The organism is Thalassolituus sp. UBA2590 (assembly GCF_002339775.1).
GTDB lineage: Bacteria > Pseudomonadota > Gammaproteobacteria > Pseudomonadales > Oceanobacteraceae > Thalassolituus.
Window position 1 is genome coordinate 18,330 of sequence record NZ_DDKU01000175.1, and the last position, 25,388, is coordinate 43,717.

General features: G+C 51.2%; 21 protein-coding genes. 3 read left to right on the plus strand and 18 right to left on the minus strand.

Annotated features, from left to right (window positions below; all coding sequences use genetic code 11):
* Positions 1-1,882 (plus strand): glycerol-3-phosphate 1-O-acyltransferase PlsB (plsB, locus tag B2067_RS14825; RefSeq protein WP_301388962.1); only part of this gene is annotated, 1,882 nt, incomplete at its 5' end.
* Positions 1,883-1,894: 12 nt separating this feature from the next.
* On the opposite strand, the gene B2067_RS14830 is transcribed toward plsB, so the two are convergent.
* From B2067_RS14830 to ppc, 6 genes are all read right to left on the minus strand, one after another.
* A complete protein-coding gene (locus B2067_RS14830) occupies positions 1,895-2,668 on the minus strand; it encodes a class I SAM-dependent methyltransferase (RefSeq protein ID WP_301388963.1) in 774 nt (257 codons plus the stop codon).
* Positions 2,669-2,670: 2 nt separating this feature from the next.
* The gene (locus B2067_RS14835) at positions 2,671-3,468 is read right to left on the minus strand and encodes an undecaprenyl-diphosphate phosphatase (protein ID WP_301388964.1); all 798 of its coding nucleotides are present in this window, start codon (positions 3,466-3,468) and stop codon (positions 2,671-2,673) included.
* An 18-nt stretch (positions 3,469-3,486) separates the two neighbouring features.
* Positions 3,487-4,182, minus strand: a complete 696-nt coding sequence (gene tsaB, locus B2067_RS14840; RefSeq protein WP_301388965.1) for a tRNA (adenosine(37)-N6)-threonylcarbamoyltransferase complex dimerization subunit type 1 TsaB — start codon at positions 4,180-4,182, stop codon at positions 3,487-3,489.
* A gap of 135 nt (positions 4,183-4,317) precedes the next feature.
* Entirely contained in the window at positions 4,318-5,343 is a 1,026-nt protein-coding gene (locus B2067_RS14845; protein ID WP_301388966.1) for a hypothetical protein, read from the minus strand.
* Between the two features lie 536 nt (positions 5,344-5,879).
* Entirely contained in the window at positions 5,880-6,533 is a 654-nt protein-coding gene (gene adk / locus B2067_RS14850) for an adenylate kinase (RefSeq protein ID WP_297533234.1), read from the minus strand.
* A 191-nt stretch (positions 6,534-6,724) separates the two neighbouring features.
* Entirely contained in the window at positions 6,725-9,358 is a 2,634-nt protein-coding gene (ppc, locus tag B2067_RS14855; RefSeq protein ID WP_301388967.1) for a phosphoenolpyruvate carboxylase, read from the minus strand.
* 246 nt (positions 9,359-9,604) lie between these two features.
* Between ppc and B2067_RS14860 the strand changes: the two genes are divergently transcribed.
* Positions 9,605-9,937, plus strand: coding sequence for a type 1 pili tip component (locus B2067_RS14860; RefSeq protein ID WP_301388968.1), 333 nt, complete (start codon positions 9,605-9,607; stop codon positions 9,935-9,937).
* A 65-nt stretch (positions 9,938-10,002) separates the two neighbouring features.
* Here B2067_RS14860 and mazG read toward each other — a convergent pair whose 3' ends face one another.
* The 4 genes from mazG to cysM all read right to left on the minus strand — a co-directional run bounded on the left by mazG (position 10,003) and on the right by cysM (position 15,393).
* Entirely contained in the window at positions 10,003-10,821 is an 819-nt protein-coding gene (mazG, locus tag B2067_RS14865) for a nucleoside triphosphate pyrophosphohydrolase (RefSeq protein ID WP_301388969.1), read from the minus strand.
* 1 nt (position 10,822) lies between these two features.
* Positions 10,823-13,066, minus strand: a complete 2,244-nt coding sequence (relA, locus tag B2067_RS14870; RefSeq protein WP_301388970.1) for a GTP diphosphokinase — start codon at positions 13,064-13,066, stop codon at positions 10,823-10,825.
* The gene (locus tag B2067_RS14875; RefSeq protein WP_301388971.1) at positions 13,066-14,391 is read right to left on the minus strand and encodes an rRNA adenine N-6-methyltransferase family protein; all 1,326 of its coding nucleotides are present in this window, start codon (positions 14,389-14,391) and stop codon (positions 13,066-13,068) included. Before B2067_RS14875 ends, relA begins: the two co-directional genes overlap by 1 nt.
* Positions 14,392-14,487: 96 nt before the next feature.
* Entirely contained in the window at positions 14,488-15,393 is a 906-nt protein-coding gene (cysM, locus tag B2067_RS14880; protein WP_301388972.1) for a cysteine synthase CysM, read from the minus strand.
* 127 nt (positions 15,394-15,520) lie between these two features.
* Between cysM and B2067_RS14885 the strand changes: the two genes are divergently transcribed.
* Positions 15,521-18,316: an ATP-binding protein gene (locus tag B2067_RS14885; protein ID WP_297533240.1), complete on the plus strand. Its 2,796-nt coding sequence runs from the start codon at positions 15,521-15,523 to the stop codon at positions 18,314-18,316.
* Here the strand turns inward: B2067_RS14885 and acpS are convergent.
* The 8 genes from acpS to B2067_RS14925 all read right to left on the minus strand — a co-directional run bounded on the left by acpS (position 18,268) and on the right by B2067_RS14925 (position 25,379).
* Positions 18,268-18,738 (minus strand): holo-ACP synthase, encoded by a 471-nt coding sequence (gene acpS / locus B2067_RS14890; RefSeq protein WP_301388973.1) that lies wholly within the window; start codon positions 18,736-18,738, stop codon positions 18,268-18,270. The genes B2067_RS14885 and acpS overlap by 49 nt on opposite strands.
* Positions 18,739-19,476, minus strand: a complete 738-nt coding sequence (gene pdxJ, locus B2067_RS14895) for a pyridoxine 5'-phosphate synthase (RefSeq protein ID WP_297533242.1) — start codon at positions 19,474-19,476, stop codon at positions 18,739-18,741. It lies immediately after the preceding gene.
* Between the two features lie 14 nt (positions 19,477-19,490).
* Positions 19,491-20,051, minus strand: a complete 561-nt coding sequence (gene recO / locus B2067_RS14900; RefSeq protein ID WP_301388974.1) for a DNA repair protein RecO — start codon at positions 20,049-20,051, stop codon at positions 19,491-19,493.
* Between the two features lie 80 nt (positions 20,052-20,131).
* Positions 20,132-21,028, minus strand: coding sequence for a GTPase Era (gene era, locus B2067_RS14905; protein WP_068436972.1), 897 nt, complete (start codon positions 21,026-21,028; stop codon positions 20,132-20,134).
* The gene (rnc, locus tag B2067_RS14910) at positions 21,025-21,714 is read right to left on the minus strand and encodes a ribonuclease III (RefSeq protein WP_068440721.1); all 690 of its coding nucleotides are present in this window, start codon (positions 21,712-21,714) and stop codon (positions 21,025-21,027) included. Before rnc ends, era begins: the two co-directional genes overlap by 4 nt.
* Positions 21,707-22,075 (minus strand): DUF4845 domain-containing protein, encoded by a 369-nt coding sequence (locus tag B2067_RS14915; RefSeq protein WP_076513815.1) that lies wholly within the window; start codon positions 22,073-22,075, stop codon positions 21,707-21,709. The genes rnc and B2067_RS14915 overlap by 8 nt, the downstream gene beginning before the upstream one ends.
* 2 nt (positions 22,076-22,077) lie before the next feature.
* The gene (gene lepA / locus B2067_RS14920; protein WP_068440724.1) at positions 22,078-23,877 is read right to left on the minus strand and encodes a translation elongation factor 4; all 1,800 of its coding nucleotides are present in this window, start codon (positions 23,875-23,877) and stop codon (positions 22,078-22,080) included.
* Between the two features lie 110 nt (positions 23,878-23,987).
* Positions 23,988-25,379: a DegQ family serine endoprotease gene (locus tag B2067_RS14925; protein ID WP_273087579.1), complete on the minus strand. Its 1,392-nt coding sequence runs from the start codon at positions 25,377-25,379 to the stop codon at positions 23,988-23,990.
* Positions 25,380-25,388: the final 9 nt, after the last annotated feature.

Consider the following 25,388-nt stretch of genomic DNA (forward strand, 5'->3'; position numbering starts at 1 on the left):
GCTGGTCGCCCGTAAACTCGCCCGTGTTTTGCGTGTTCACAATCGCAAGGTAACAAAATCGGTACTGGGCCCAGAACTGTCTCACCGACGCACACTGGTTCATCAGATCCCGAATCGCCCAATGGTCCGTCACGCCATTGAAAGTGAAATGAAAGAGAACGGCTTAAAACGCGAGAAGCTGAGAAAGCGGGCTCTTAAATACGCGGATGAAATTGCCTCAAACATTTCGTATACCAACGTTCGTTTCCTGGATATTTTGTTGACTTGGGTGTGGAACAAAATCTACAACGGCACGGCTATCCACAATATCGAACAGGTAAAAGAAGTCGGCAAAGACAACACTGTCGTCTATGTTCCTTGCCACCGAAGCCACATCGATTATCTATTACTGTCTTACGTTCTTTACCACCATGGCCTACAGCTTCCACAAATTGCTGCGGGTATTAACCTCAATATGCCAGTGGTTGGCTCGATACTCCGCCGCGGCGGTGCATTTTTTATGCGCAGAACTTTCCGTGGTAATCCGCTGTATGCAGCCGTCTTTGATGAATATCTGCACTCGGTATTTACCCATGGATATTCGTCAGAATATTTCGTCGAAGGTGGCCGCTCCCGTACCGGCCGTACCCTCAGCCCGAAAGCCGGGATGCTTGCAATGACGGTTCGCTCATACCTGCGCGACTCAAAAAAGCCAATGGTGTTCGTGCCTGTGTATACGGGTTATGAAAAAGTATTCGAAGAAAAGAGCTATCTTGGTGAGTTGCGCGGAAAAGCGAAAAAGAAGGAAAGCCTTCTCGACGTACTGGGCACATTGCGTTCTTTCAAGAAGTCGTTTGGTAAGGTCAACGTTACCTTTGGCGAACCGATACATCTCTCACCATACCTTGAAGAGCGTCACCCAGGCTGGAGTAATCAGGACTACGAAGCATGTAACTATCGCCCTGATTGGGCACCGGAACTGGTTGATGAGCTGGCCACTACCGTTGTCACCGAAATCAACCGCGCAGCCTCGGTTAACCCTATCAACCTGATCGCACTCGCTATTCTTGCGTCGCCCCGCCAGGCCATGGATGAAAATCAGCTGATGCGTCATATGGAAGCCTATCGTGACCTGCTGGCCATGGTTCCGTATTCCGATATGACGGTTTTACCTGACGGACATGCGAGCGACTGGCTTGCCCACGCCGAAGAGCTTGGATCGGTTTCCCGTAGCAAGCACGACATGGGCGACCTGATTCAGACGAATGAGCGCCAGGCGGTTACCCTGACGTACTACCGCAACAATGTTCTCCACATCATTGCACTACCATCTTTGATTGCATGCCTGCTACTCAATAATCGTCGCTGCACTCAGGCGGATATCCTCGAAAGTTGTCAGGCCCTGTATCCATTCCTGAAAGCAGAACTCTTCCTTCACTGGACAGAAGACACTCTCGAACAAGCTGTTAACAGCTGGCTGGATGTACTGGAGCAGCGCGGCTATCTGGAAGTGAGTGACGGTTGTTATCATTGCCGCATTGATGGCAACAATCTACCGATGTTGCAGAGCCTCGCTGATCCGATCTCTCAGACACTCCAGCGTTACTTCCTGTCGATTTCCCGCCTGAAGCATCAGGGCAGTGGAAACCTGACCGCTCAACAGCTGGAAGAGCAATCGACACTGCTGGCCCAGCGCCTGAGCTTACTTTATGGAATTAATGCACCAGAATTCTTCGACAAAGCATTATTTCGTGCACTTATACGTCAATTGATTGATAGTGGAATGATCAGCTGCGGTGAAGATGACGTGTTGTCTTTCGACGAAGACCTGAACCCTCTCATGAGCATCCTTGAAAATCTGTTGGATGCCAACCTGAGGCAAACCATTCTGATCAGCCTGTAAGGCTGATACCTCTCAGGCCGGAGCTTCTACTCTGGCCAGAGCGTACACATCAAACCGATTCGACTTACCCGTAATGCTGTAAGAAGGCGCACGCCCTGCAAGCGGCTGCGCTTTGCGCGCACGCTTTACAACCACCCTGCATCGCGCTGCATCTAACGCCGGACCTAACAGGTCATCGGAATCGACATCCTGACCAACAACCTCACGAAACGCCTGCATGTCTTTTTTGACAGCCGCCTTCTGCTTAGGGTCATGATCAAACATAGGGTCCAGATACACGACATCAACTGAGTTCTCGGCCTGTGCAGCAAGCCACTGATGTGCAGACGTGTGAACTAAGCGGATACGGTCAACAATATCCCCAACTTCACTATCGAGACGGGCACGCTCCAGGCCATCCTGAAGCAGCGCTGCGACGACAGACTGACGTTCAATAGCGGTCACCTGGCAGCCCAGTGTCGCGAGTACGAACGAGTCACGACCGAGGCCAGCCGTCGCATCGACGACCGTCGGTAAATACGCAGAGCTGACGCCGACCGCTTTCGCGATATCCTGCCCTTTTCCGCCGCCAAACTTACGTCTGTGCGCTGTAGCACCGGCACAGAAATCAACAATCACTCTGGCCCTGGGCGCATCACCACGGACCAGCCCCAAAGCATGCCCATCATGATGAAGGTGATACTCCGCATTCTGAGGCATGTTCGCTGTTGAGACACCTAATCCAAACGCGTCGGCGAACTCGTGCAGGTGAGGAGCAAAATCAGAAGCGCAGTATAATTCGGTCATATTTATACGAAAAACAGAAGCAGAACAGCGCCAAGAATTAATCGATAAACTACAAATGGCATCATGCCAATGCGGTTAATGAAGGCGAGGAAGTAATAGATACAAATCCACGCACTGACCGCAGAGATAACAATACCTAATATCAGCGACTGCCAGTCAACAGCGGTCGACTGCTCTGCCAACTCCAACGTCTTTAAACCACCCGCTGCAAGAATTAATGGAATCGACAGAAGGAATGAAAACTTCGCGGCATCGACACGCTGCATGCCAATCAGAAGCGCCGCAGTAATGGTAATACCCGATCGGGATGTGCCAGGTATCAATGCGAACATCTGAGCTACGCCGATCACCATCGCCATCAGGAGTGTCATCTCCCCTAAGCCTGCTCGGCCGTGCCGGACCCGGTCCGCAACCCCCAAAAGAATGCCAAAGCCTATGGTAGTCGCTGCTATTACCGCCGTAGAACGAAGATTCACCTCAATCCAGTCGTTCAGCAATAAACCAGCAAGCCCTGCCGGAATAGTTGCCAACGCGACGTACCACGCCAGCCGCCCATCGGCATTGGGGTGTCGGGTAAAGCCGGTCGTTAACCAGCCCTGTAACAGACGTATAATCTCTGCACGGAAATAGACAATAACAGCCGCGAGTGTTCCAACATGAACAGCCACATCAAATGCGAGCCCCTGATCCTCCCAACCCAACATGCGGGAAGGCAGAATCAGATGCGCAGAGCTACTGATTGGAAGAAATTCGGTCAGGCCCTGTAATACTGCAAGGACAATAATTTCGAGTAGATCCACGGGTAACAACTTCCTATGTTAATTTCGCTTCAGAAGGCTTGGCTGTTCATCCAGCTTTTTCCATGCAACAGAGTTACGCAGATATACCGGTAATTGATTATCGGGTGAGCCGAAATTGCCATTATTCCATTCCCGGTCCGCCAGTGCTGCCATGATGCGAGCTTCCGGCTGAATCGTTGCGTATGCTGAATTCAACTCACTAAAAGGCGCTAAGCTGAGGCCATCACCAGCAAGCAGCCCTCCGAATTCACTTGCCTGCGTCAGGCATAATTCCGGTGACCCCACCTGCTCAACACCACCGGCCTGAGTCATTCCATCTATAACGTCGAACTGCCCCCAGAACACCTCTCCCATGTGTGCATCCATAATCGCAAGCACCTTGCTTGCAGTCTCATCATTTGAAGCAGCAGCGAGTGCTACAGTCTCAAGAGACGATACACCACAGACAGGAAGATCTAATCCTAAAGCAAGCCCCTGTGCCACAGATACGGCAATCCGTATTCCGGTAAATGACCCTGGGCCACGACCAAACGCCAGACCATCAAGCTGATGCCTGGAAATACCTGAATCAGCCAGAATATCGTCTATCATCGGGAGCAGACGCTGGGCGTGACGTCTTGGCTGTTCTTCTGTATTCCAGACCAGTTCGCCGTTGATATTCAGCGCAACAGAGCAGAGTAAGGAAGATGCGTCGATTGTGAGAATTACAGACATTTGAATACCACCGATCAATGATGCGGGGAGTATATCAGGATTCAGCGGGAGAATGCCGCAGCTCACTGTCGGACAGCGAGGAACGTCAGGCATAAAAAAACCCGGACGAGCCGGGTTCTTTCACAAAGCGGAGAATTAAGATTCTGAAGAATCTTTCTTCTCTTCAGCAGCTGGGGCTGGTGCTGGCGCTGCTGGCTTCGAAGCTGCTGCCTTAGGTGGACGACCACGCTTCTTTGGCGCTGCCTTTGCTGCCGCTGGCTTAGCAGGTGCTTTCGCTGCTGTCGTCGCTGCCTTAGCTGGACGACCCCGTTTCTTAGGTGCTGCCGCCGGCTTAGCGGCTGCTGTTTTCTTAGCAGCTGCTTTTTTAGGTGCCGCTTTGGCTGTAGTCGCCTTAGCTGGACGACCGCGCTTCTTTGGCGCTGCGGTGGTAGCTGCCTTAGTTGCTGTAGCCGCTTTAGCTGGGCGACCGCGCTTTTTCGGTGCAGCTTTTGCTGGTGCTGTCGCCTTAGCAGGACGACCGCGCTTCTTCGGAGCAGTCGTTGCTTTCGCTGGTGCAGCCGCTTTTGCAGGGCGACCACGTTTGGCCGCTGGCTTAGCTTCAAGTGCTTTAATCGAAGATTCTATTTTCTTAGAAGCAGTAGCTACTTTTTTGTTCTCTGCAGTAGTGCGAGCTTTAACTTTACGGGCGTCCTGTTTATCGCGCTTGCTACGCCATTGAGTAGCAAATTTAGTCAGAGCTTTCTCGAGATCGGCCTCTGCTTTATCAGCCAGTGTCTTAGCATAACTTTTAACAGTTTCTTCAGCCTTCGCAGCAGTCGCTTCAATGCGGGCTTTCAGTTCTGCAATTTTGAGGTCTTTCTTGGCTTCAGCAACCTTCTGCGTCAATTCAGAGAGTTTCTCTTTCTGAGTTTTGACCGCCTTAGTAGCAGTCGCTACTGAGCGCTTAGTCGCGGCAGTGGCCTTTGGACCAGCAGCTTTCACTTTTGCTTGCTTCAGCTTGGTTTCAGCGGCAGTGACACGTTCTTTCTGCTTGGACTGAGCTGCCACCGCTTTTTCAACGGCGTTCGTTGCCTTTGCAACAGCAGCAGGTACCGCAGACTCAACCGGCTTTTTCGCCGCAGGCTTCCGGCCGCGCTTGGCAGGTGCTTTAGTTTTAGCCATAGGTATTTCCTCTTTTACTTACCTGTTTATAAAAGCGGTGGGGCTGATAATCAGTGAATCCCCGATTCGTTGTGGACTTACTTAGTAGTGATAATTCACATAAGTAAATCTTCATACTTCAATACAGTATATAAAGTAACCGACGGAATAATAGTATTTTTCATAAAAAAAACAAAAAAATCCTCGATTTTTTAAATGCAGAATGCATATCTGGCCCAAATGAGTGAAATTTCAGGGCCCATACCGTTAATTAGAGAACAAAATCCGGCTGAGTTCCCGACGCCATCTATCGGGTGTCAGTTTCAATGAATCTTCGGCTAATCGAGATTTATCCCGGAGACTATGAATCATTAACACATGGTTGATGGATCAATAATGGCCATATGAATTGAAAATTTCTGGAAGGAAGTCGGTAAGAGGAAGAGCGAATTAAGCGCAACAGGAACACCGGCTGAACTTTATTTCTTATTCGGGTATTAACTTATAGAAACAAAAAAGGAGCCTTGCGGCTCCTTTCATTAGAGTTATTTGAGAACTTAACTTAAAGCGCTCGTAACTTTTTCAGTGATGTCAGACAAAGAACCTACACCTGGAACATGAACGTATTCTGGAGCTGATTCGCCCTTCTCTTCACGCAGCTTCTTGTAGAAGCTTACCAATGGAGCGGTCTGCTCATGATAGATTGATAAACGCTTACGCACAGTGTCTTCCTGATCGTCATCGCGCTGAATCAGATCTTCACCAGTTTCGTCATCTTTCCCTTCATTTACTGGAGGGTTATAAATCACGTGGTACACACGACCTGAATTCGGGTGAACGCGACGGCCGCTCAGACGCTTAACAATTTCTTCGTCATCGACATCGATCTCGACAACGTAGTCGATATCAACACCGGCTTCGATCATGGCTTCAGCCTGAGGAATCGTACGCGGGAAGCCATCAAACAGGAAACCATTGGCGCAATCGTCAGATTGGATACGCTCTTTAACCAGATCAATAATAATCTCGTCAGATACCAGGCCACCTGTTTCCATAATTTCTTTCACTTTAAGGCCAAGCTCACTGCCTGCCTTTACTGCAGCTCGCAGCATATCCCCGGTTGAAATCTGGGGAATTGAGAATTTTTCACAGATGAACTGGGCCTGGGTACCTTTACCCGCACCCGGAGCCCCTAGAAGAATGACGCGCATGAGCCTGCTCCTCGATAAACAAAATCGGTACTGGACTGTTCATTATTGTTTAATATTTGATCAGCCAGAGAGAAAAATAGGCCTAACCTTACTCTTTAGCCAGCTATTGCTCAAGTGATTCTAGATGAAATCACCTGTACAACCAGCACAACCTTGGTCGGGGCCTTCTGAGAGCCAGAGAACACGGGCAATCAGCCCGTATTACGCATCCCAGCAGCAATGCCCGCCATGGTAACCATGAGCGCTTTCTCGACTTCAGTACTGACTACATCGGCAGACTGGCGCTCGCGATACAGCAGCTCAGCCTGTAGATAGTGAAGCGGGTCAGTGTAGGGATCACGAACCTGCATCGACTGTTGAAGACTCTGATTATGCTCCAGCAATTCGCTCTGCTCTTTAACCTGTAATACCAGTGCGGTCACATTACCCAGGCGCTGTCGCAGCAGACTGCCGAGGGGCTGCATATCGGGTTCAACCAGTAGCGCTTCGTAATATCCCGCAATCGCCGTATCTGCTTTCGAGAGCACCATTTCCAACATATCTATGTAGGTTCTGAAAAATGGCCACTCACAATACATCTGCCTTAAAGTCGTGAGTTTGCCACGCTGTATCTGATCTTCCAGTGCGCTGTCTGCACCTAGCCATGCCGGCAACATTAAACGGATCTGAGTCCAGGCAAAGATCCATGGAATCGCACGCAGGGTTTCAATTCCACCACCGGAACGTCTTCTTGCAGGGCGACTTCCAAGCGATAATTTCCCCAGTTCCTGCTCAGGGGTAGCAGCACGGAAATAACTCACGAAGTCTGGATTGTCCCGTACCATAGCTCGGTACGACCCCACACCAACCTCTGCTAACTCGCTCATGGTATCCCGCCATTCTTTGACAGGTGCCTGAGGGGGTAAAAGGTTAGCCTCAAGCACAGCAGATATATAAATTTTAAGATTTCTCTCGGCAATTTCGGGCAAACCGAATTTAAAACGTATCATTTCACCCTGTTCAGTTACCCGCAGCCCTCCGCGCACAGATCCGGGAGGCTGAGCCAGAATTGCCCGGTGAGCAGGGCCACCTCCACGACCGACCGTACCACCCCGACCATGAAATAATCGCAGTGAATATCCTTGTTCGTCGGCGACGCGGGAAAGAATCTCCTGTGCCTGATACTGAGCCCAGACCGCCGCTAGCTGACCTGCGTCTTTGGAAGAATCTGAGTACCCAATCATGACTTGCTGACGGCATTCGCTGTATTCCCTATACCAGGGTACCTGCCACAGCTTTTCCATTCGCGGACCTGACTGCTCAAGATCAGACAAGGTTTCAAATAAAGGCACTACAGGTAATTTGTGACGGACACCAGAGGCCTGTAACAACAGTGCTACGGATAAAATATCAGACGGTTCACTGGCCATCGAAATGATATAGCAGGACACCCCTCGACCAATCGGCTGCGCCAGAATGCGTGTCGTCGCCAATACTTCCGCAACCTCATCAGATGGCTCCCAGAACTCGGGGATCAATGGGCGCCGGGAAGTCAGCTCTTTTAATAAAAACTCCTGCTTTTTTTCTTCAGACCATTCAAGGTAATCACCCCAACCATAAAAATCACAGATTTCTGCGAGTACGGCACTGTGGCGGGTTGATTCCTGGCGGACATCAAGACGAACAAGTGCAAGTCCAAAACAGGCACAACGGCGCAAAGTATCGAGCAGGTCACCATCGGCGATGGATTTCAGCCCGCTACCTACAAGGCTGTCGTAGCAGGCCAGTAGCGGTTCGACCAATTCAGCGTCGTCAAGCAGAGGTTTAAGCTCGCAGACTTCACCATCAACATTTGCCTGCGCCCATTCCCGGGTATTTTCCAGGCGAGTTCTCAAACCATGCAGACATTCACGATACGGCTCATGACTCGGATACTTTGCTTTGAATTCAGGAGTACCAGCATACATAGAGAGCTGACTACCCAAGTGCTCGATATCTCTCAGATAAAGATCAGCAGCCATCCAGCGGGCCAGGTACAGAACCTCTTCAGTGACGGTCGAAGTAACGTTCGGGTTCCCGTCCCTGTCTCCCCCCATCCATGACGAAAAACGCACGGGCACAGCATCCAACGGTAAGGCGGGAGCGCCTCTTTCCATCAAATCTATATTCATGCTGCGTAACATTTCGGGAATGGCATACCAGAGAGAGTTTTCTATAACCGCGAAGCCCCATTTGGCTTCATCAACCGCCGTCGGGCGAACTTTTCGAATTTCATCGGTGTGCCAGATTTCGTTAATCAATCGGGAGATACGTTCTTCAATCGAGGCCAGTGATGGATGTTCGTCATGAAGATCATCACGCTGCTGCAGGAGGTGCGACAGCTCATCGTATTTCTGGATCAGGGTACGGCGTGTGACTTCCGTCGGGTGCGCGGTGAGTACCAGCTCGACATTAGCCGCTGCCACTTTCGAGGTAAGATCTTCGCCTTCGATTCCGGCCTCAACAAGGCGTTTAATAAGGTCAGGGAACATGGTATCGGTGCTATCTTCACCGACATCCTCCCGCCGCCAGCTAATCCCGTGCTGCTGCTCAGCAAGGTTAGCCAGGTTAAGAAACTGATTAAAGCCCCGAACTACCGGCACCAGAGAATCATCGGCCAATCCTTTAAGAAGATCGAGCAGTTTATCGCGCTCGTTTTCATCTCCAGTGCGTGCGCGTTTGGCCTGCTTACGGATCGTCTCGATCTGCGCCAGCGTATCTTCACCAAGATCGTTACGAATGGTGTTGCCCAGCGCGTTTCCCAGCATTCTTACTTTATCGCGAAGCAGCGCGTCGAGTTCTTTCATTATCATCTCCCTATGGTCTCCAAAGTATGCAGACCGGTTCTGATTTGCCCTGACGGCGTAAGTAGATTGTAAAAGTGGATACTTCAGTGTGCGCTAAATCCGCGGAAACTCAAGGCCACTGCGGTCGCCTGCCCCAGCTCAGATTTATTTCTCTGCCAAAGTTTCCAGAAGAGGATGAAAAAAGCAGAAACTTTTGCCATAACTTTATTGCCTTAACAGTATAGGCAACAGCGTAAGGAGTACGACGTGAAAGTTAATGAACTGATGCAACACTGGGCTTCTGAGTTTGGAGCTGAACTCACTGAAGAAAGCTACTCATTACCATTGAGTGTTAATGACGCTGCCCGTATTGAGGCGCTGGCTGAAATGTTTCCTTCGATGTCGAAGGAGCAGATTCTACGGGACCTGATCAGCGCCGCACTGGATGACATGGCCTCAGGTTTTCCATACGTCGCTGGCGACAAGGTCGTTGCTGAAGATGAAGACGGTTTTCCACTGTACGAAGACGTTGGGCTGACCCCTCGTTTTCTGGAGTTGGCTCGCAAGTACCGGGAAGTGCTGTCTGAAGACAGACACTAATCAAGGTTGAAATTCAGCCCAGAGAAGAGAGCAGCTTAAGGCTGCTTTCTGTGCTCTGAGTAAATTCAATCAGTAAGTCGCTTGGCCTTCTTCCAGGCGGATTCCATGCTGTCGGGGGTCATGTTCTCCCAACCACCGGCGATGGTCGAGGCCTCCTCAACAACATCAAATCGTTTCTGGAATCGCTCGTTAGTGCCACGCAGCGCCACCTCAGGGTTTATTTTGTGATGCCGTGCAAGATTCACAACGGCAAAAAGAAGATCCCCGATTTCTTTCTCCAGTAATGCATCATTACCCGCATCTAATTCGACGATAACTTCATCAAGCTCTTCCCGGATTTTATCGACAACCCCGGGATCTTTCTGAGGCCAGTCAAATCCAACAGACGATGCTTTCTTCTGAAGTTTAACAGCGCGCGTGATTGCGGGCAGAGTGACAGGTACGTCTGATAGCAAAGTCTTCTCTGTATTCTGCGGTGCCAGAGCCTTTTCTTCCGCTTTTATTTCATCCCAACGCTGATTAATCCATTCTTCGTCCGGGTCCTCGCTGGGCGCTCGATGACTATCGATGGTTCCCTCTGGGAAAACATGCGGGTGGCGACGGATTAACTTAGCAACAAGACGATCAACAATACTTTCCAGACTGAAGTATCGTTTTTCACTGCCCATCTGACCATAAAAGATGACCTGAAACAGTAGGTCCCCTAACTCTTCTTCGAGATGCGGCCAATCTTCACGTTCAATGGCATCAGCCACTTCATACGCTTCCTCTAATGTATGCGGAAGGATGGAAGCGAAATCCTGCTTAATATCCCAGGGACAACCCGTATCAGGATCACGCAGACGACTCATTACGTAAGTCAGGTCCTTTACGGAGAAAGCCATTTCAACTCCCTGCCCGGACGCGACGGGTTTTTACGACATTCGGAAGTTGCTCAATTTTATTCATGACCCGTGCGAGTCGCTCAAGACTATCCACTTCGACAGTCAGGCTCATGGAGGCAGTATTGTCCCCCTGATCCGAGCGCGTATTCACCGCAACAACATTCACTTTTTCGTTTGCAAGCAACGCACTGACATCACTGAGCAGGCCAGTCCGGTCATAGGCACTGATGACCATCTCTACCGGATACAATTTGCCAGGGCGGCGCCCCCAGCTCACCTGCAGTACGCGACGCGATTCTACCGCTGCAAGATGCAGCAGGTTTTCGCAGTCACTACGGTGGACCGTGACCCCACGACCGATAGTCACATAACCTCGGATATCATCGCCCGGCACGGGGTGGCAGCATTGCGCCATCTGCGTCATGAGGTTACCAACCCCTTCAATAAATACATCATCGGCTGCATCTGACTTTGAGACTTCGTGACGACGCAGCAGTGGTAACTCCTGCTGGCGATGCGTATTGGTGTCCGCTTGTTTGAGCAACTGATGAATAATCTGACCAAGACGCAGATCACCCGCACCGACTGCGGCAAACATGTCTTCAACCGCTTTCATATTAAGTTGGCGTGCGACATCGTGAAGCGGTTCATCGACGAGATCCAGACGGTCCATTTCATGCAGGACAAGCTGGCGCCCTTCTTCGATATTTTTGTCGCGGTCCTGAAGCTTGAACCAGTGCGCTACTTTTGCCCGGGCTCTCGCAGTATGAATATACCCTGAGTCCGGATATAACCAATCCCGGCTTGGATGTGCAGCTGGATGTGTAAGAATTTCTACCTGCTCGCCCGTATTCAGTCGATACGTGAGAGGAACGATACGGCCATCGACCTTCGCGCCCCGACATTTGTTACCGACTTCAGTATGAACCCGATAGGCGAAATCGACCGGGGTAGCCTCAGTCGGTAAGTCAACGACGTGACCGTCTGGGGTAAACACGTATATACGGTCAGGGTTAATATCACTGCGCAATTCACCAAAGAATCGCGGTAAGTCATCCAGATCTTCCTGCCACTCGAGCACCTGTCTCAGCCAAGCAATTTTCTGCTCGTAGCCCTGATCTTTTGCACTGATGTCTGTGCCCTTATATAACCAGTGCGCACAAACACCCAATTCTGCATCTTCGTGCATCGCATTCGTGCGGATCTGGACTTCAAGGACTTTGCCTTCAGGGCCGATCACCGCAGTATGCAAGGAGCGATATCCGTTCTCTTTGGGGTTCGCAATGTAGTCGTCAAATTCGTTCGGAATATGCCGCCATAGTGAGTGTACGATCCCCAGGGTTGCATAGCAGTCCCTGAGTTCTGGCACCAGAATCCGCACTGCCCGAATATCATAAATCTTCGAAAAATCGAGATTCTTCCGGCTCATCTTCCGCCAGATACTGTAGATGTGCTTAGCCCGGCCGTAGACATCACAGTGAATATCTGCGGCAGTCAGTTCATCGCGCAATGTCTTAACAACACTATCGATGTAGTCCTGGCGCGCGAGTCGCTTTTCATCAATTAGAGAGGCAATTTTTTTATAGGCGTCCGGCTGTAAGTAACGAAAAGAAAGATCTTCGAGCTCCCACTTTAAATGACCAATACCAAGGCGGTGTGCGAGAGGTGCGTATATATTGAAAACTTCTTCTGCAACTTTGCGTCGCTTCTCTTCAGGCGCATCTTTTACTGCACGAATGGCTGATGTTCTTTCTGCCAGTTTAATCAGTGCGACACGGACATCATCAATCATAGCCACCAGCATCTTACGCAGATTGTCTACCTGCGCCTGACGCTGACCGAGTACCACTTCATCGCTGGAATTCTGGATAGCGCTGATAGCAGCCATCCGTAGCACACCCTCAATTAATTTCGCGACCTCCTGGCCAAACTGTCGCTCTACTTTCTGAAGTGCAAGACGACCTTCACGGACAGCACGATAAAGAATCGCCGCAATGATCGACGCATTATCGAGGCGCAGATCAATTAATGTCTGCGCCATTTCGATCCCCATCTGGACGCTGTCAATCGACCAGTATGTGCGGTTTGCAATCGCTTCGTCTGACAATTTCTTTGCCAGCTCCAGCGCTTCACGCAATTCCTCGGGATTGTGCAGATCAGAGGTATGAGAAATTTCCTCTAACCAGCGATCTATATCCAGTGAACCGTCATGCAACAGTGGATGATCTTCGCGTACCTTAACCATTATTTTCCCCGATACTTCAGTAGCACCATGGTTTCGACATGATGCGTCTGCGGGAACATATCCATAATTCCTGCCTTAATAACCTCATAACCCGCGGGCACCAGTTGTGCGAGATCCCGTGCCAGAGTCGCCGGGTCACAGGAGACATAAAGAATCCTGCCAACTTTCCTGCGAATCCGCTCCGTCATAACCGTTTCGGCACCAGCCCGTGGCGGATCGAGCAACACAGCATCAGGCTCAGGTAGTGATTCAAGGGTGCCCGATGCCGATAAATCAGCACACTTAGTCTGCAAAGAAAGGGCCAGTTTCTCTGCCTGCGCCTGAAGGCTGTCCGTCATAGCCTGCTGGCCCTCGACGGCAACAACCTGTTTGCAGCGCTTTGCCAGGGGCATAGAGAAGTTTCCGTGCCCGGCAAATAAGTCCCAGATCTGTTCATTTTCCGCTGGCTCCAACCACTTCAGCGCCTGAGCCACCATGCTTTGGTTGATGCTGCGGTTAACCTGAATAAAGTCGTCGGCCTGAATACGCAGCTTCAGACCATCAACTTCGTGCCATATTTCGTCGGGGTTATCCGGCCACAAAGCCACAGGTGAAGCATGCTTCTCTGTGCGTACCCATAATTGCAGAGGCAAATCAGAGCCTGCCTGCCAACGCTCAAAGGTCTGAGTCAGAACCTGATGATCATTTCCAGAGAGCGGCTTCAGCGCCCGAAGGATAAATACCAATGCACTGTCTGCCCAGAGCGGCTCAATCTGCGTAATCAGTGAAGCAGCCTCAAGTGAATTGATCACCTGACGCCACTCGGACCAGCCCAGTGCAGGGTGATCAGGCAGCACAATGCAACGATTGATGTCGGTGAGGTGAGAACTCGCAGCCTCGCGGAAACCAATAAAGTTCTTCTGCTGCTCTTTGCTGAAGCGTACGCCCAGACGCGCTTTACGCCGGTAGTGCCACTCCTCACTGGTAAGGGGAGCTACCCAGCTATCGACCAGGACCTTCTGGCGTCCGAACTCGCGCTCAACCCGGCTCTGTTTGAAAAGAACCTGAGCGTCGTACTGCATATGCTGAAGATCACATCCGCCACAACGCTGGTAGTGAGGGCAGTCTGGAGTGCGACGGGCTTCAGACTCATTGTCCTCAATCCCCAGTAGTTGGGTATGCCAGATTTTCTTACTGCGCTCGAGCATTCGCACCCGGACTTTTTCCCCGACCAGTGCACCCGGCACAAAATAGACATCGCGCCCAGAGCGGGCAACTCCCTGCCCTTCAGAATTCAGGTTGTCGATGATCAGGCTGAGTTCACGGCCTTTTCCTGACTGCTTCACGCGTCTTCCATCCGTTATTATTTATTCAGTAAAACCGCATCAATGCCTGAGGCAAATAATCTCGTGAAGCACTAAATTGGGGCATTTTTCTTCGATTCAAGATGTCGCAAAGACACCGGATGACAGATAACGATCACCGCGATCACAGACAATCGCCACCACGGTTGCCCCTGAGTTTGAACGCGCAATATCTATCGCGGCAGCTACCGCGCCGCCTGATGAAACGCCACAGAAGATACCTTCGCGACGCGCCAGCTCACGCATCGTATTTTCAGCGAGATCCTGACTGATGTCTTTCACGGTATCGACGCGCTGACTGTCAAAAATCGTCGGCAGATATTCCTGAGGCCAGCGACGTATTCCCGGAATCGCCGCACCATCCGATGGTTGCAGGCCGATGATCTGGATATCAGGATTCTGTTCCTTGAGGTAACGTGATGCCCCCATGATCGTTCCGGTTGTACCCATGGAACTGACGAAGTGGGTGACACGCCCATGCGTCTGCTGCCAGATTTCAGGGCCGGTACCCCGATAGTGCGCTTCAGGGTTATCCAGATTACCAAATTGGTTCAACACCACGCCTTTACCGTCGCTCTCCATCCTGAGAGCAAGATCCCGGGCACCTTCCATACCCTCCTCTTTCGACACCAGTATCAGCTCAGCGCCATACGCCTCCATCGACCAACGACGTTCCATCGTGGCGTTATCGGGCATGATAAGAATCATCCGATATCCCATGATGGCGGCAGCCATGGCCAGCGCAATACCAGTGTTGCCGCTTGTTGCTTCAATCAGGGTATCGCCCGGGCTAATATCCCCACGCGCCTGCGCCTGCTGGATCATCGACAGCGCCGGTCGGTCTTTGACTGAGCCCGCGGGGTTGTTCCCTTCAAGTTTCAGCAAAACCTGACTACCGTTATCGATTTCGAGCATCCGCTGCAAACGTACCAGCGGAGTCTGACCAACACAGTCTGCGATGGTAGGATAAACAGGATCAGTCATAGGTACTCCGGAAATCAGGCGTATGCATATGGCGCGCTATTCTAACGAAGAGCCGGAGGTAGTGCATGTCAGATTTGCACCATGACAGTCTGCCCTATATTCTGGGATTTTTATCAGACACGCCCGTATGAATAACTGGAGCATCCGCAATCGCATCCTTCTGATGGCACTCCTGCCCGGTGTCATGGTATCGCTGGTACTCGGGATGTTCTTTATCGTTGGTCGGACTTCCGACCTTAGTGACCTTCTCGAGGCGCGCGCCCTGGCCATGGGCAAACAACTGGCGCCCACCTGTGAGTACGGCGTTATGACCGGAAACACGGGGATTCTTCAGAACATTGCTAACAATATGCTCGAAGAAAGGGACGTACGTGCCGTCAATATGTTTGACCAAGAGATGAACCTACTGGCTCACTCGGGGCCACGTATGATAACTGACCGGATAAGTGCCACAGAGCTGAAGGAAAATCAGCTACAGCTTGCCAGAACAACAGGCTCTGTCAGGGTAAAAGCTCCCATATTTGCCCAGAATCTGGTGATCTCAGATCAGCTCACAGAGCAATTTTATGCTCAGGCTCAGGATACCGAATTGCGCCTTCTGGGCTGGGCAGAAATAGAACTGTCGAACAGCAATACCCGGTTGATGCAATACCAGCTCCTTGCATCCTCGTTTTCAATTATCGCGGTTGTTCTGCTGTTAGGATCGTTTTTCGCCATACGGATCAGCCGTAATATCTCAGGCCCGGTACAGGACATCCTGAACGCCCTGAACGAAATTCGAGGCGGTAAACTCGATACCCGAATTCACGTTAACTCTACCGGTGAACTGCAGGATCTCGCCGCAGGCGTCAATGCGATGGCTGCCGCCATTCAGCGAGCCAATATTGAGCACCAACACTCGATGGAGCAGTCTGCACGCGAAAGTCAGGAAACCATTGATGAGCTGGAAATCCGCAACCACGAATTGATGATTGAGCACCGCAATGCGCTTGAATCAAGCCGCACAAAATCCGAGTTTCTGGCCAACGTATCCCATGAAATCAGAACGCCACTTAACGGCATCATTGGCTTCTCCGACCTGCTTGCCCGAACTCAGGTAAATGAGCGCCAGGGCGAGTACGTTGATACGATTCGTCGATCCTCAGAAGACCTGCTCAACATCATTAACGATATTCTCGACCTCTCCAAAATTGATGCCGGAAAATTGATTCTGGAGGCAGAAAACTTCGACCTCCGCGATCTTGTAGAAGAGGTACTTCAGGTTCTAACACCGAATGCTTATTCGAAAGGCATTGAGGTTTACCAGTATATTTCGCCAGATATGCCTGACCTGATCGTTTCTGACCGGTTACGTCTCAAGCAGGTACTCACCAACCTTTGCAGTAACGCCGTGAAATTTACTCACGAAGGCGGCGTGTCGATCAGTGTCGTTCCGATTCAACAGAAAAACGGTCATATCAGTATCCAGTTCGATGTTGCAGATACAGGTATTGGTATCAGCTCAGAACAACAGGCGCGCCTGTTTCAGGCATTTTCTCAGGCGGACCCTGGCATTGCCCGTCAGTATGGCGGAACAGGTCTTGGGCTGATTATCTCACGCGCTCTGGTCGAAGCTATGGGCGGCGATATACGGGTACACAGTGACGAAGGTGCAGGCTCGACCTTCTCATTTACTATCGAAGCCGAAATTGATGAAGAAAATGCCCAACTTCCTCAATCGCTGGCCGATTGCAAAATTGCCCTGATCAACCCGAACGGCGCACCATCACGAGATACGATTGAGCTGCTGGAAAAACGCGGTGCAACCCTGAAGGAATATCATAGTCCTGCCGAAGTTCCTGTTACCTGTGGTGAAAAAAAGACGGATGTCGCGATCATTTTTTGCGATCGCCATATGATCAGCCAGGGAGGAATGGACGAGTGGTTGACAATTTGTTCCGGTAAGGGGATTCCCGTTCTGAATATCAGCAGGAACGCTCTGCCTGAACGTATGCGCGCCACAGTAACGACACCTCTGCTCACTGCACCCTACACCCAGACACAACTGGTCAGACAGGTGTTGCAGTTATGCGGGCATAATGTCGAGCCACTGGCGGCGCCCGATACACCAGCACCTCAAGAAGTTCCGACAGTGCTGGCCGTCGATGACAACGAAGCCAACCTCAAACTAGCAGTGACACTACTGAATGAGCTCGGCGTAAATACTCTTCAGGCACCCTCCGGTTTTGATGCGGTAGCCATGGCAACCCGTGACTGTCCGGATTTGATTCTGATGGACATTCAGATGCCAGGGATGTCAGGCAATGAAGCAACCGCCCGCATCCGGAAGCTGCCGGGTAAACGCAATCTACCTATCGTTGCGCTCACCGCCCACGCGATGTCCGACGAACGTCAGGCATTAATTGCGAACGGCTTCAGCGATTACCAGACGAAACCAGTATCCATGGAACAACTGGCACGGATTATTGAGCGCTGGACCGGTTTTAAAGCAGACAGCGAAGAGAGCCCGCCACTTCGACATGAAGCTCCGGCAGCAACCGGCATTTTCAATACAGAACTGGCCTTGCATCAGGCTAACGGAAACCCCGGATTAGCAACCGATATGTTCAGTATGCTGATCGATATGCTGCGTAAAGAAAAAGACGTGATTCTGGAGCTATGGGAAGAAGAAAAAATGCCCGAGCTTCTGGAGGCAACTCACAAGCTACACGGTGCAGCACGCTACTGTGGCGTCCCCGCATTGAGATCAGCACTGGAAGCATTTGAAACCTGTCTGAAAGAACAGAACTCTGAAGCGTATCCAGAACTTCTCAGGGTGCTGATGACCGAAACGGAACGCTTATTAAAATGGGCCGGAGACAATGACTGGCAAGCTCAGTTTGAAGATGCGTCTGGTACCAAAGCCAATACTGAAAATGCCTGAACCCAGCCATCGTCGTCACTCAGACTCAATAATAACTGGGCCCGTTCGTCGACTGATCGCATAATCTCTTCAGCACGACCGCTGACGTGTACCAGTGGTTTGCCAGCGCGATCACGCTGAATAGAAAAATCCTGAAAACTGACACCAGAGGCAATACCCGTTCCCAATGCCTTGGCCAATGCTTCCTTTGCAGAGAACGCTTTAGCCAGATAATTTATGGGATCAGGATGTTCTGAAAATACCTGCTGTTCGGCAGGCGTCAATAACCGTTTTACAAGCCGCTCGGAGTGTCGTTCATAGGCCTCTTTAATTCGGCCCACAGCGAGTAAATCAGTACCTACGCCAGCGGCTGTAAGCAGAGTATCTCTCCCTGCTACAGAAAATCCGGGCGCAGTACAACCGGTTACAGGGCGATCAACCACTCAGACACGCGCCTCAATGAGCAGTTGCTTCATGTCGCGCACCGCACCTTCCAGACCGCTGAAAAGCGCCTGAGCGATGATCGCGTGGCCAATATTCAGCTCATTCATCTGCGGAATCTGCGCAATGGCTTCGACATTGTGATAATGCAATCCATGCCCGGCATTAACGATCAGCCCCTTACCTGCAGCGTACGCCGCTGCATCGCGGATACGTTCAAGCTCCCGGGCCTGCTCCGCAGGAGTCTCAGCATCGGCATACCCGCCAGTGTGCAATTCGATCACCGGAGCACCGGTGCGGATCGTCGCATCAATCTGTTCGTAGTCAGCATCAATAAAGAGCGAAACTTCAGCCCCCACGGCGGCGAGGCGCGCGACCGCATCCTTGATCGTGTCTTCCTGGGCAAGAACGTCCAGCCCACCCTCGGTGGTCAGTTCTTCCCGCTTCTCTGGCACCAGACAACAGGCTTCGGGCTTTACTTCTTCTGCCAGCTGAATCATGGCTTCGGTAACCGCCATCTCAAGATTCATCCGGGTCTGAAGCGTACCCGCGAGCATCCTGACATCACGAACCTGAATATGACGGGCATCTTCTCGAGGATGAATCGTAATACCATCCGCGCCCGCCTGCTCAGCTATAAAAGCGGCCTGAACCGGGTCTGGGTAGCGGGTTCCCCGAGCCTGTCTGAGTGTCGCAACGTGATCGATATTAACGCCAAGCAAAACGCGTGTGTTGGTCATATTTCTATCCTGTTTCAGGAACGATGTATTAATAATTCACGACTGATAAGCGGTCTGGAAACTGCGCAATCAATTGCAATACGCAATACCTGACGAGCGACGGCCAGAGCGCCCTGCTGACGGAACTCACCCTCAGCAATGGCAAGCAGGATTTCACCATTCCAACCATCGGGGTCTTCAATCAGCCCCTCTCCGGCACGGAAAAGATAACGGGTTCCGGCGATGACGGGAGCACCATGAGTCGTCTGTGTCCAGTGTATACCCTGTCCGCAATGACTGAGAAGACACTGTTCGAACATACGCAACCAGATGTCGATCCTCTCGTTGTTACTTAAATTCGAAAGTATGGTTGAGTATAAATCGAATAACTCATTGGAAGGGTCATTTAAAGGGAGAATGGTCGTCAGCAGCTCATCCATATAGAGAGCACAGACAAGTGCCTCACCGGACAACCCAAGCGCAGGATCTGCTTCGCAGGTCTTCAGTTTGGGAAGATCACCACTGGCAGGCCACTCACCACGGCATGGCTGGTGTATTTCCGGTAACTGCGCATCACGGCAAACGACCTTGACCAACCCACTATGTCTCGTGAATAAGGTACAAAGCCAGTCCGAGCCACCACCGAGCGGCTCGCGTCTCAGTAGCCACCAGTGCCTCATATTTCCCTGTCGTCGTACCCCAGACTTCGCAAGGCCCGCTCATCGTCAGACCAGTTTGATTTCACTTTTACCCAAAGATTCAGCATGACCTTACAGTCAAACAGTGATTCCATATCTTTGCGTGCTTCGATGCCAATCTGTTTTATGCGGTAACCTGCATCACCAATCACAATGCGCTTCTGCGACTGACGCTCGACCATGATCAGCGCACTGATTTCGATCAGCGTTCCTGTGTGCGCAAATTCTTCAATCTCGACTGTCATTTCGTACGGTAACTCATCACCCAGTTGTCGCATGATTTTCTCGCGAACCAATTCGGCGGCAAGAAAACGTGAACTGCGGTCAGTAATCTGATCTTCAGGGTAAAAATATGGATTTTCAGGCAGATAGCTGCGAATAAGGTGTTCAATACGTTCGACGTTATGGCCTGTCTTCGCGCTCAGAGGAATGATCTGATCAAACGGGTGCCTGCCAGCAAGCTCTTCGAGGTAAGGAAGCAGCTCGTCTTTATCTCGTACAAAATCGATTTTATTCACGACCAGAATCACCGGCGCACGCTGCTGCTTAATGGTCTGGAGCACCATTTCATCTTCATCCGTCCAGCGCATCCGGTCGACAACCATCACCACTAAATCAACGTCTTTTACCGCGGTTGTAGCCGCACGGTTCATGTAGCGGTTAATCGCCTTATCGTGCGCTTTATGAATCCCGGGAGTATCAACAAAAACGATCTGAGTATCTTCTTCTGTGAGAATACCCAGAATCTGGTGACGAGTCGTTTGCGGCTTACGGGATGTAATAGAAAGCTTCTGGCCGAGAATACGGTTCATCAGCGTTGATTTGCCAACATTCGGACGACCAACAATCGCCACAAAACCAGTGCGTGTACTCATGATGCTGACTCCTCAAGCCCAAGACGTTTCAGAAATACCTGAGCAGCAGCCTGCTCAGCAGCCCGGCGACTTGAGCCTTCTGCCGTGACAACATCTTCCTGCTGTGGAATGCGACAGCTGACCGTGAATACCTGTTCATTACCGGGCCCACCGACACTGACTACAGTGTACTTCGGCAAACTCAGACGGTTGGCCTGCTGATGCTCCTGAAGGCGGGTCTTAGGGTCTTTAATCGGGTCTTCGAGAGTCAGTGCATTCAGCCGCGACTCATACCACGCCAGAATACGTTCTGATGCAGACGTCTGCCCTGAATCCAGATAAATAGCGCCAATAATTGCCTCCACTGCATCGGCCAGAATCGAATCACGGCGGTGCCCACCACTTTTCATTTCGCCAGAACCCAGAAGTAAAAATTCACCAAGGTCGAATTCTTTCGCGATCTCCGCCAGCGTGTCACCTTTTACCAGTCTCGCTCGCAGGCGGCTCAACTTGCCTTCTTTCGCATGAGGAAATTTACGGAACAGTGCTTCGGCAATAACAAAATTCAGGATGGAATCACCGAGGAATTCCAGACGTTCGTTGTTGGTTCCCGACAGGCTTCTGTGGGTTAACGCTAAGTTAATCAGCGCCTCGTCACTGAAGGTATAGCCGAGGCGCTGAGAGAGTTTTAACAGGGGATTATTCACTGGTGATAACTTTCTGGTGCTGGAAGGTAAGTACGAAATCGATATTCGCCAGGAAGTGGCCTCGGTTTTCGTAAGTCCAGTCGATGGTCAGAGTATTCCGGTCACGTTTAACGATCAGTTTGTCCGTCGTAACCTGAATATTATTATTACGGAGGCGTCGCTCAAGTTCATCTTTCACTGAGCGCTCAGAGCTGCGCGCGTTCACTTTGCCGCTCTCTTCCATATTGTCCAGAACGATACCAACTTCGGTATCATCAAAATAGATAGGAACGATGACCATCACGGCACGCAGCAATACGATGCCAATCAGAATTAATAGCAGCGCAGTCGCTGTTGTCATACCGTGCTGGTTTCGTTTCATATTTAATCATCCACTTTGAGGACAGCAAGAAACGCCGATTGCGGAATCTCTACACTGCCGATCTGTTTCATCCGTTTTTTACCTTCTTTCTGCTTCTGCAGCAGTTTTTTCTTACGACTCACGTCACCACCGTAACACTTGGCCGTCACGTTCTTTCTCAGTGCTTTTACAGTCGTACGTGCAACCACCTGGTTACCTACAGCGGCCTGAATCGCTACGTCGAACATCTGACGAGGGATCAGTTCTTTCATTTTCTCAGTCAGGAGGTTACCACGGCGACGAACGCTGTCTTTGTGCATAATCACTGCCAGTGCATCCACACGATCACCGTTTACCAGAACGTCCAGACGAACCAGTGGTGCTTCCTGAAAACGCAGGAAACTGTAATCCAGAGAAGCAAAACCACGGCTCGCTGATTTAAGACGATCAAAGAAATCCATGACCACTTCAGCCATAGGAATTTCGTAACGTAATGACACCTGACTCCCGGTGTACTGCATATCGACCTGTACGCCGCGCTTGTCGACACACAGAGAAATAACATTCCCCAAGTATTCCTGAGGCACAAGAATATTACACTCGGCGATCGGCTCACGCATTTCATCGATGGAGCCAATATCAGGTAGTTTCGATGGGTTATCCACATTGACGACGTCGCCCTTACGGGTAACGACTTCGTAGATTACCGTCGGCGCAGTAGTGATAAGGTCCAGATCGTACTCACGTTCGAGGCGCTCCTGAATAATTTCCATGTGCAGCATACCCAGGAAGCCACAGCGGAAACCGAAGCCCAGCGCATCAGAATTTTCAGGTTCAAAGAACAGCGAAGCGTCATTCAGTGAGAGCTTATCAAGCGCAACACGGAAGGCTTCGTAGTCGTCCGACGACACAGGGAATAGACCCGCATATACCTGCGGCTTAACCTTCTGGAAACCCGGAAGGGCATCAACGTCCGGGTTTTTGGTAGACACAATCGTGTCACCGACGGGCGCCCCATGAATATCTTTAATGCTGGCGCAGAGGTAACCCACCTCACCGGTATTCAGCTCGGGGCGCTTGGTCATCTTCGGCGTAAAGTAACCTACATCATCAACAATATGGTCTTTACCGGTCGACTTCAGGCGAATTTTGTCACCTTTCTTGATTGAGCCATTCTTGACACGGATAAGCGATACAACGCCCAGGTATGGGTCAAACCATGAGTCGATGATCAAAGCCTGCAGCGGTGCATCCGGATCCCCTTCGGGAGCAGGGATGTTGGCGACCAGGTCTTCGAGCACGTCTTCGACGTTAAGACCACTCTTAGCGGAACAACGCACTGCGTCGGTCGCATCAATACCGATAATGTCTTCGATTTCCTGAGCCACGGCATCCGGGTCGGCCTGCGGAAGATCCATCTTGTTCAGTACTGGACGAACCTCCAGCCCCTGCTCAATCGCGGTATAACAGTTGGCAACGGACTGAGCCTCAACACCCTGTGCTGCATCAACCACCAGAAGAGCACCTTCACAGGCAGACAGTGAGCGGCTCACTTCATAACTGAAGTCGACGTGTCCTGGGGTATCGATAAAGTTGAGCTGATACGTCTCACCGTTCCGTGCGGTGTAGTTCAGGGTGACGCTCTGTGCCTTAATAGTGATGCCACGTTCGCGCTCAATATCCATGGAGTCCAGAACCTGCTCCTGCATTTCGCGATCGGAGAGGCCGCCGCATACCTGAATAAAGCGGTCAGACAGAGTAGATTTGCCGTGGTCGATGTGGGCAATGATGGAGAAGTTGCGAATGTGGTCCAGCTGGCTCACAGAATAATCATCCGGTTGTGAATTCAATCGGATGATTTTACCTGAAGGACCGGGTTAAGGCTATGAATGACGGGGGCCTGTCAGCCCCTGCCCTGTCTATCATGCGCGGGTCAGTTCACCCGAAGCGGTATGAAGGAGGCCTGACCCCGGCGAACAATACGCATCGGCACGCTGCGATTGCTTGGCAGGTCTTTAACGACACGCTCAAAATCCGCCACCGAACTGATGCGTTGACCATTGATCATGGTAATAACATCACCGCGGACCACGCCCGACATGGACGCCGGACCACGATTCACATCAGTGACGACAACGCCCTGCTCGTTACTCTTACCGGCAGGAATGTCACTGACGACGAGCCCTAACCGGTTGCTCTTGCGCTCTGCAGGTGGGGTATTCGATGACAATTGAATATCATCAGACTCCGGTAGCGCACCAATTTCAACATCAATGGTCTTTCTCTTTCCTGCTCGAACCACCGAGAGCTTCGCGGTATCACCGGCCCGTAAACGGCCGATAAGATGTGGCAGGTCTGACGAAAGCTGAACGTCCTTACCGTTCACCTTCACGATAATATCGCCACTGACCAGGCCCGAACTCTCGGCCGGACTACCGTCCACTACCTGAACGACGAGAGCACCAGCAGCACGATCAAGTCCGAACGATTCAGCCAGGTCCTTATTGACCTCCTGAATGACCACACCGAGCCAACCGCGACTGACCTTACCTTTGCTCTTGAGCTGCTCTGCGACATCCATTGCAACATTAATCGGGATCGCAAATGACACACCCATAAAGCCGCCCGAGCGCGTGTATATCTGGGAGTTAATGCCTACGACCTGCCCCTCAAGATTAAAGAGAGGACCACCAGAGTTCCCCGGATTAATGGCAACGTCAGTCTGAATAAAGGGCACGTAGTTTTCGTTGGGCAAGCTTCGCCCTTTGGCACTGACAATGCCGGCAGTCACAGAATAATCAAACCCAAAAGGTGAACCGATGGCGACAACCCATTCACCGACATCAAGCTTATCGGAATCACCAAGCTCTACCGTCGGCAGATCATCGGCATCTACTTTCAGCACAGCGAGATCAGAGCTTGGGTCAGCACCAATTAGTACGGCCTCAAGTTCTCGACGGTCATTCAGGCGTACGATGATTTCATCGGCACCCTGGACAACATGGTTGTTGGTGAGGATATAACCGTCCTCAGAGACGATAAAGCCAGACCCCAGGGAGTTGCTGTCACGGCGCGGCACAGGCCCCTGAGGGAACTGACGTCCGAAAAAATGCCTGAATATTTCTGGCATATCGTCTGGCATACCATATTGCCCGGATAACGCACTTTTCTGTTGGGCATGTTGGACGGTGCTGATGTTGACCACCGCGGGCGAGGTCTCCTTCACCAGATCACGGAAATCCGGAAGGTCTGCATGTGCCGAAGTCCACGACACCGCTAAAAAGAAAGTCAGAAGGCTCAGCGAATGTTTAATCGCCAATGTCATTTTCATCGA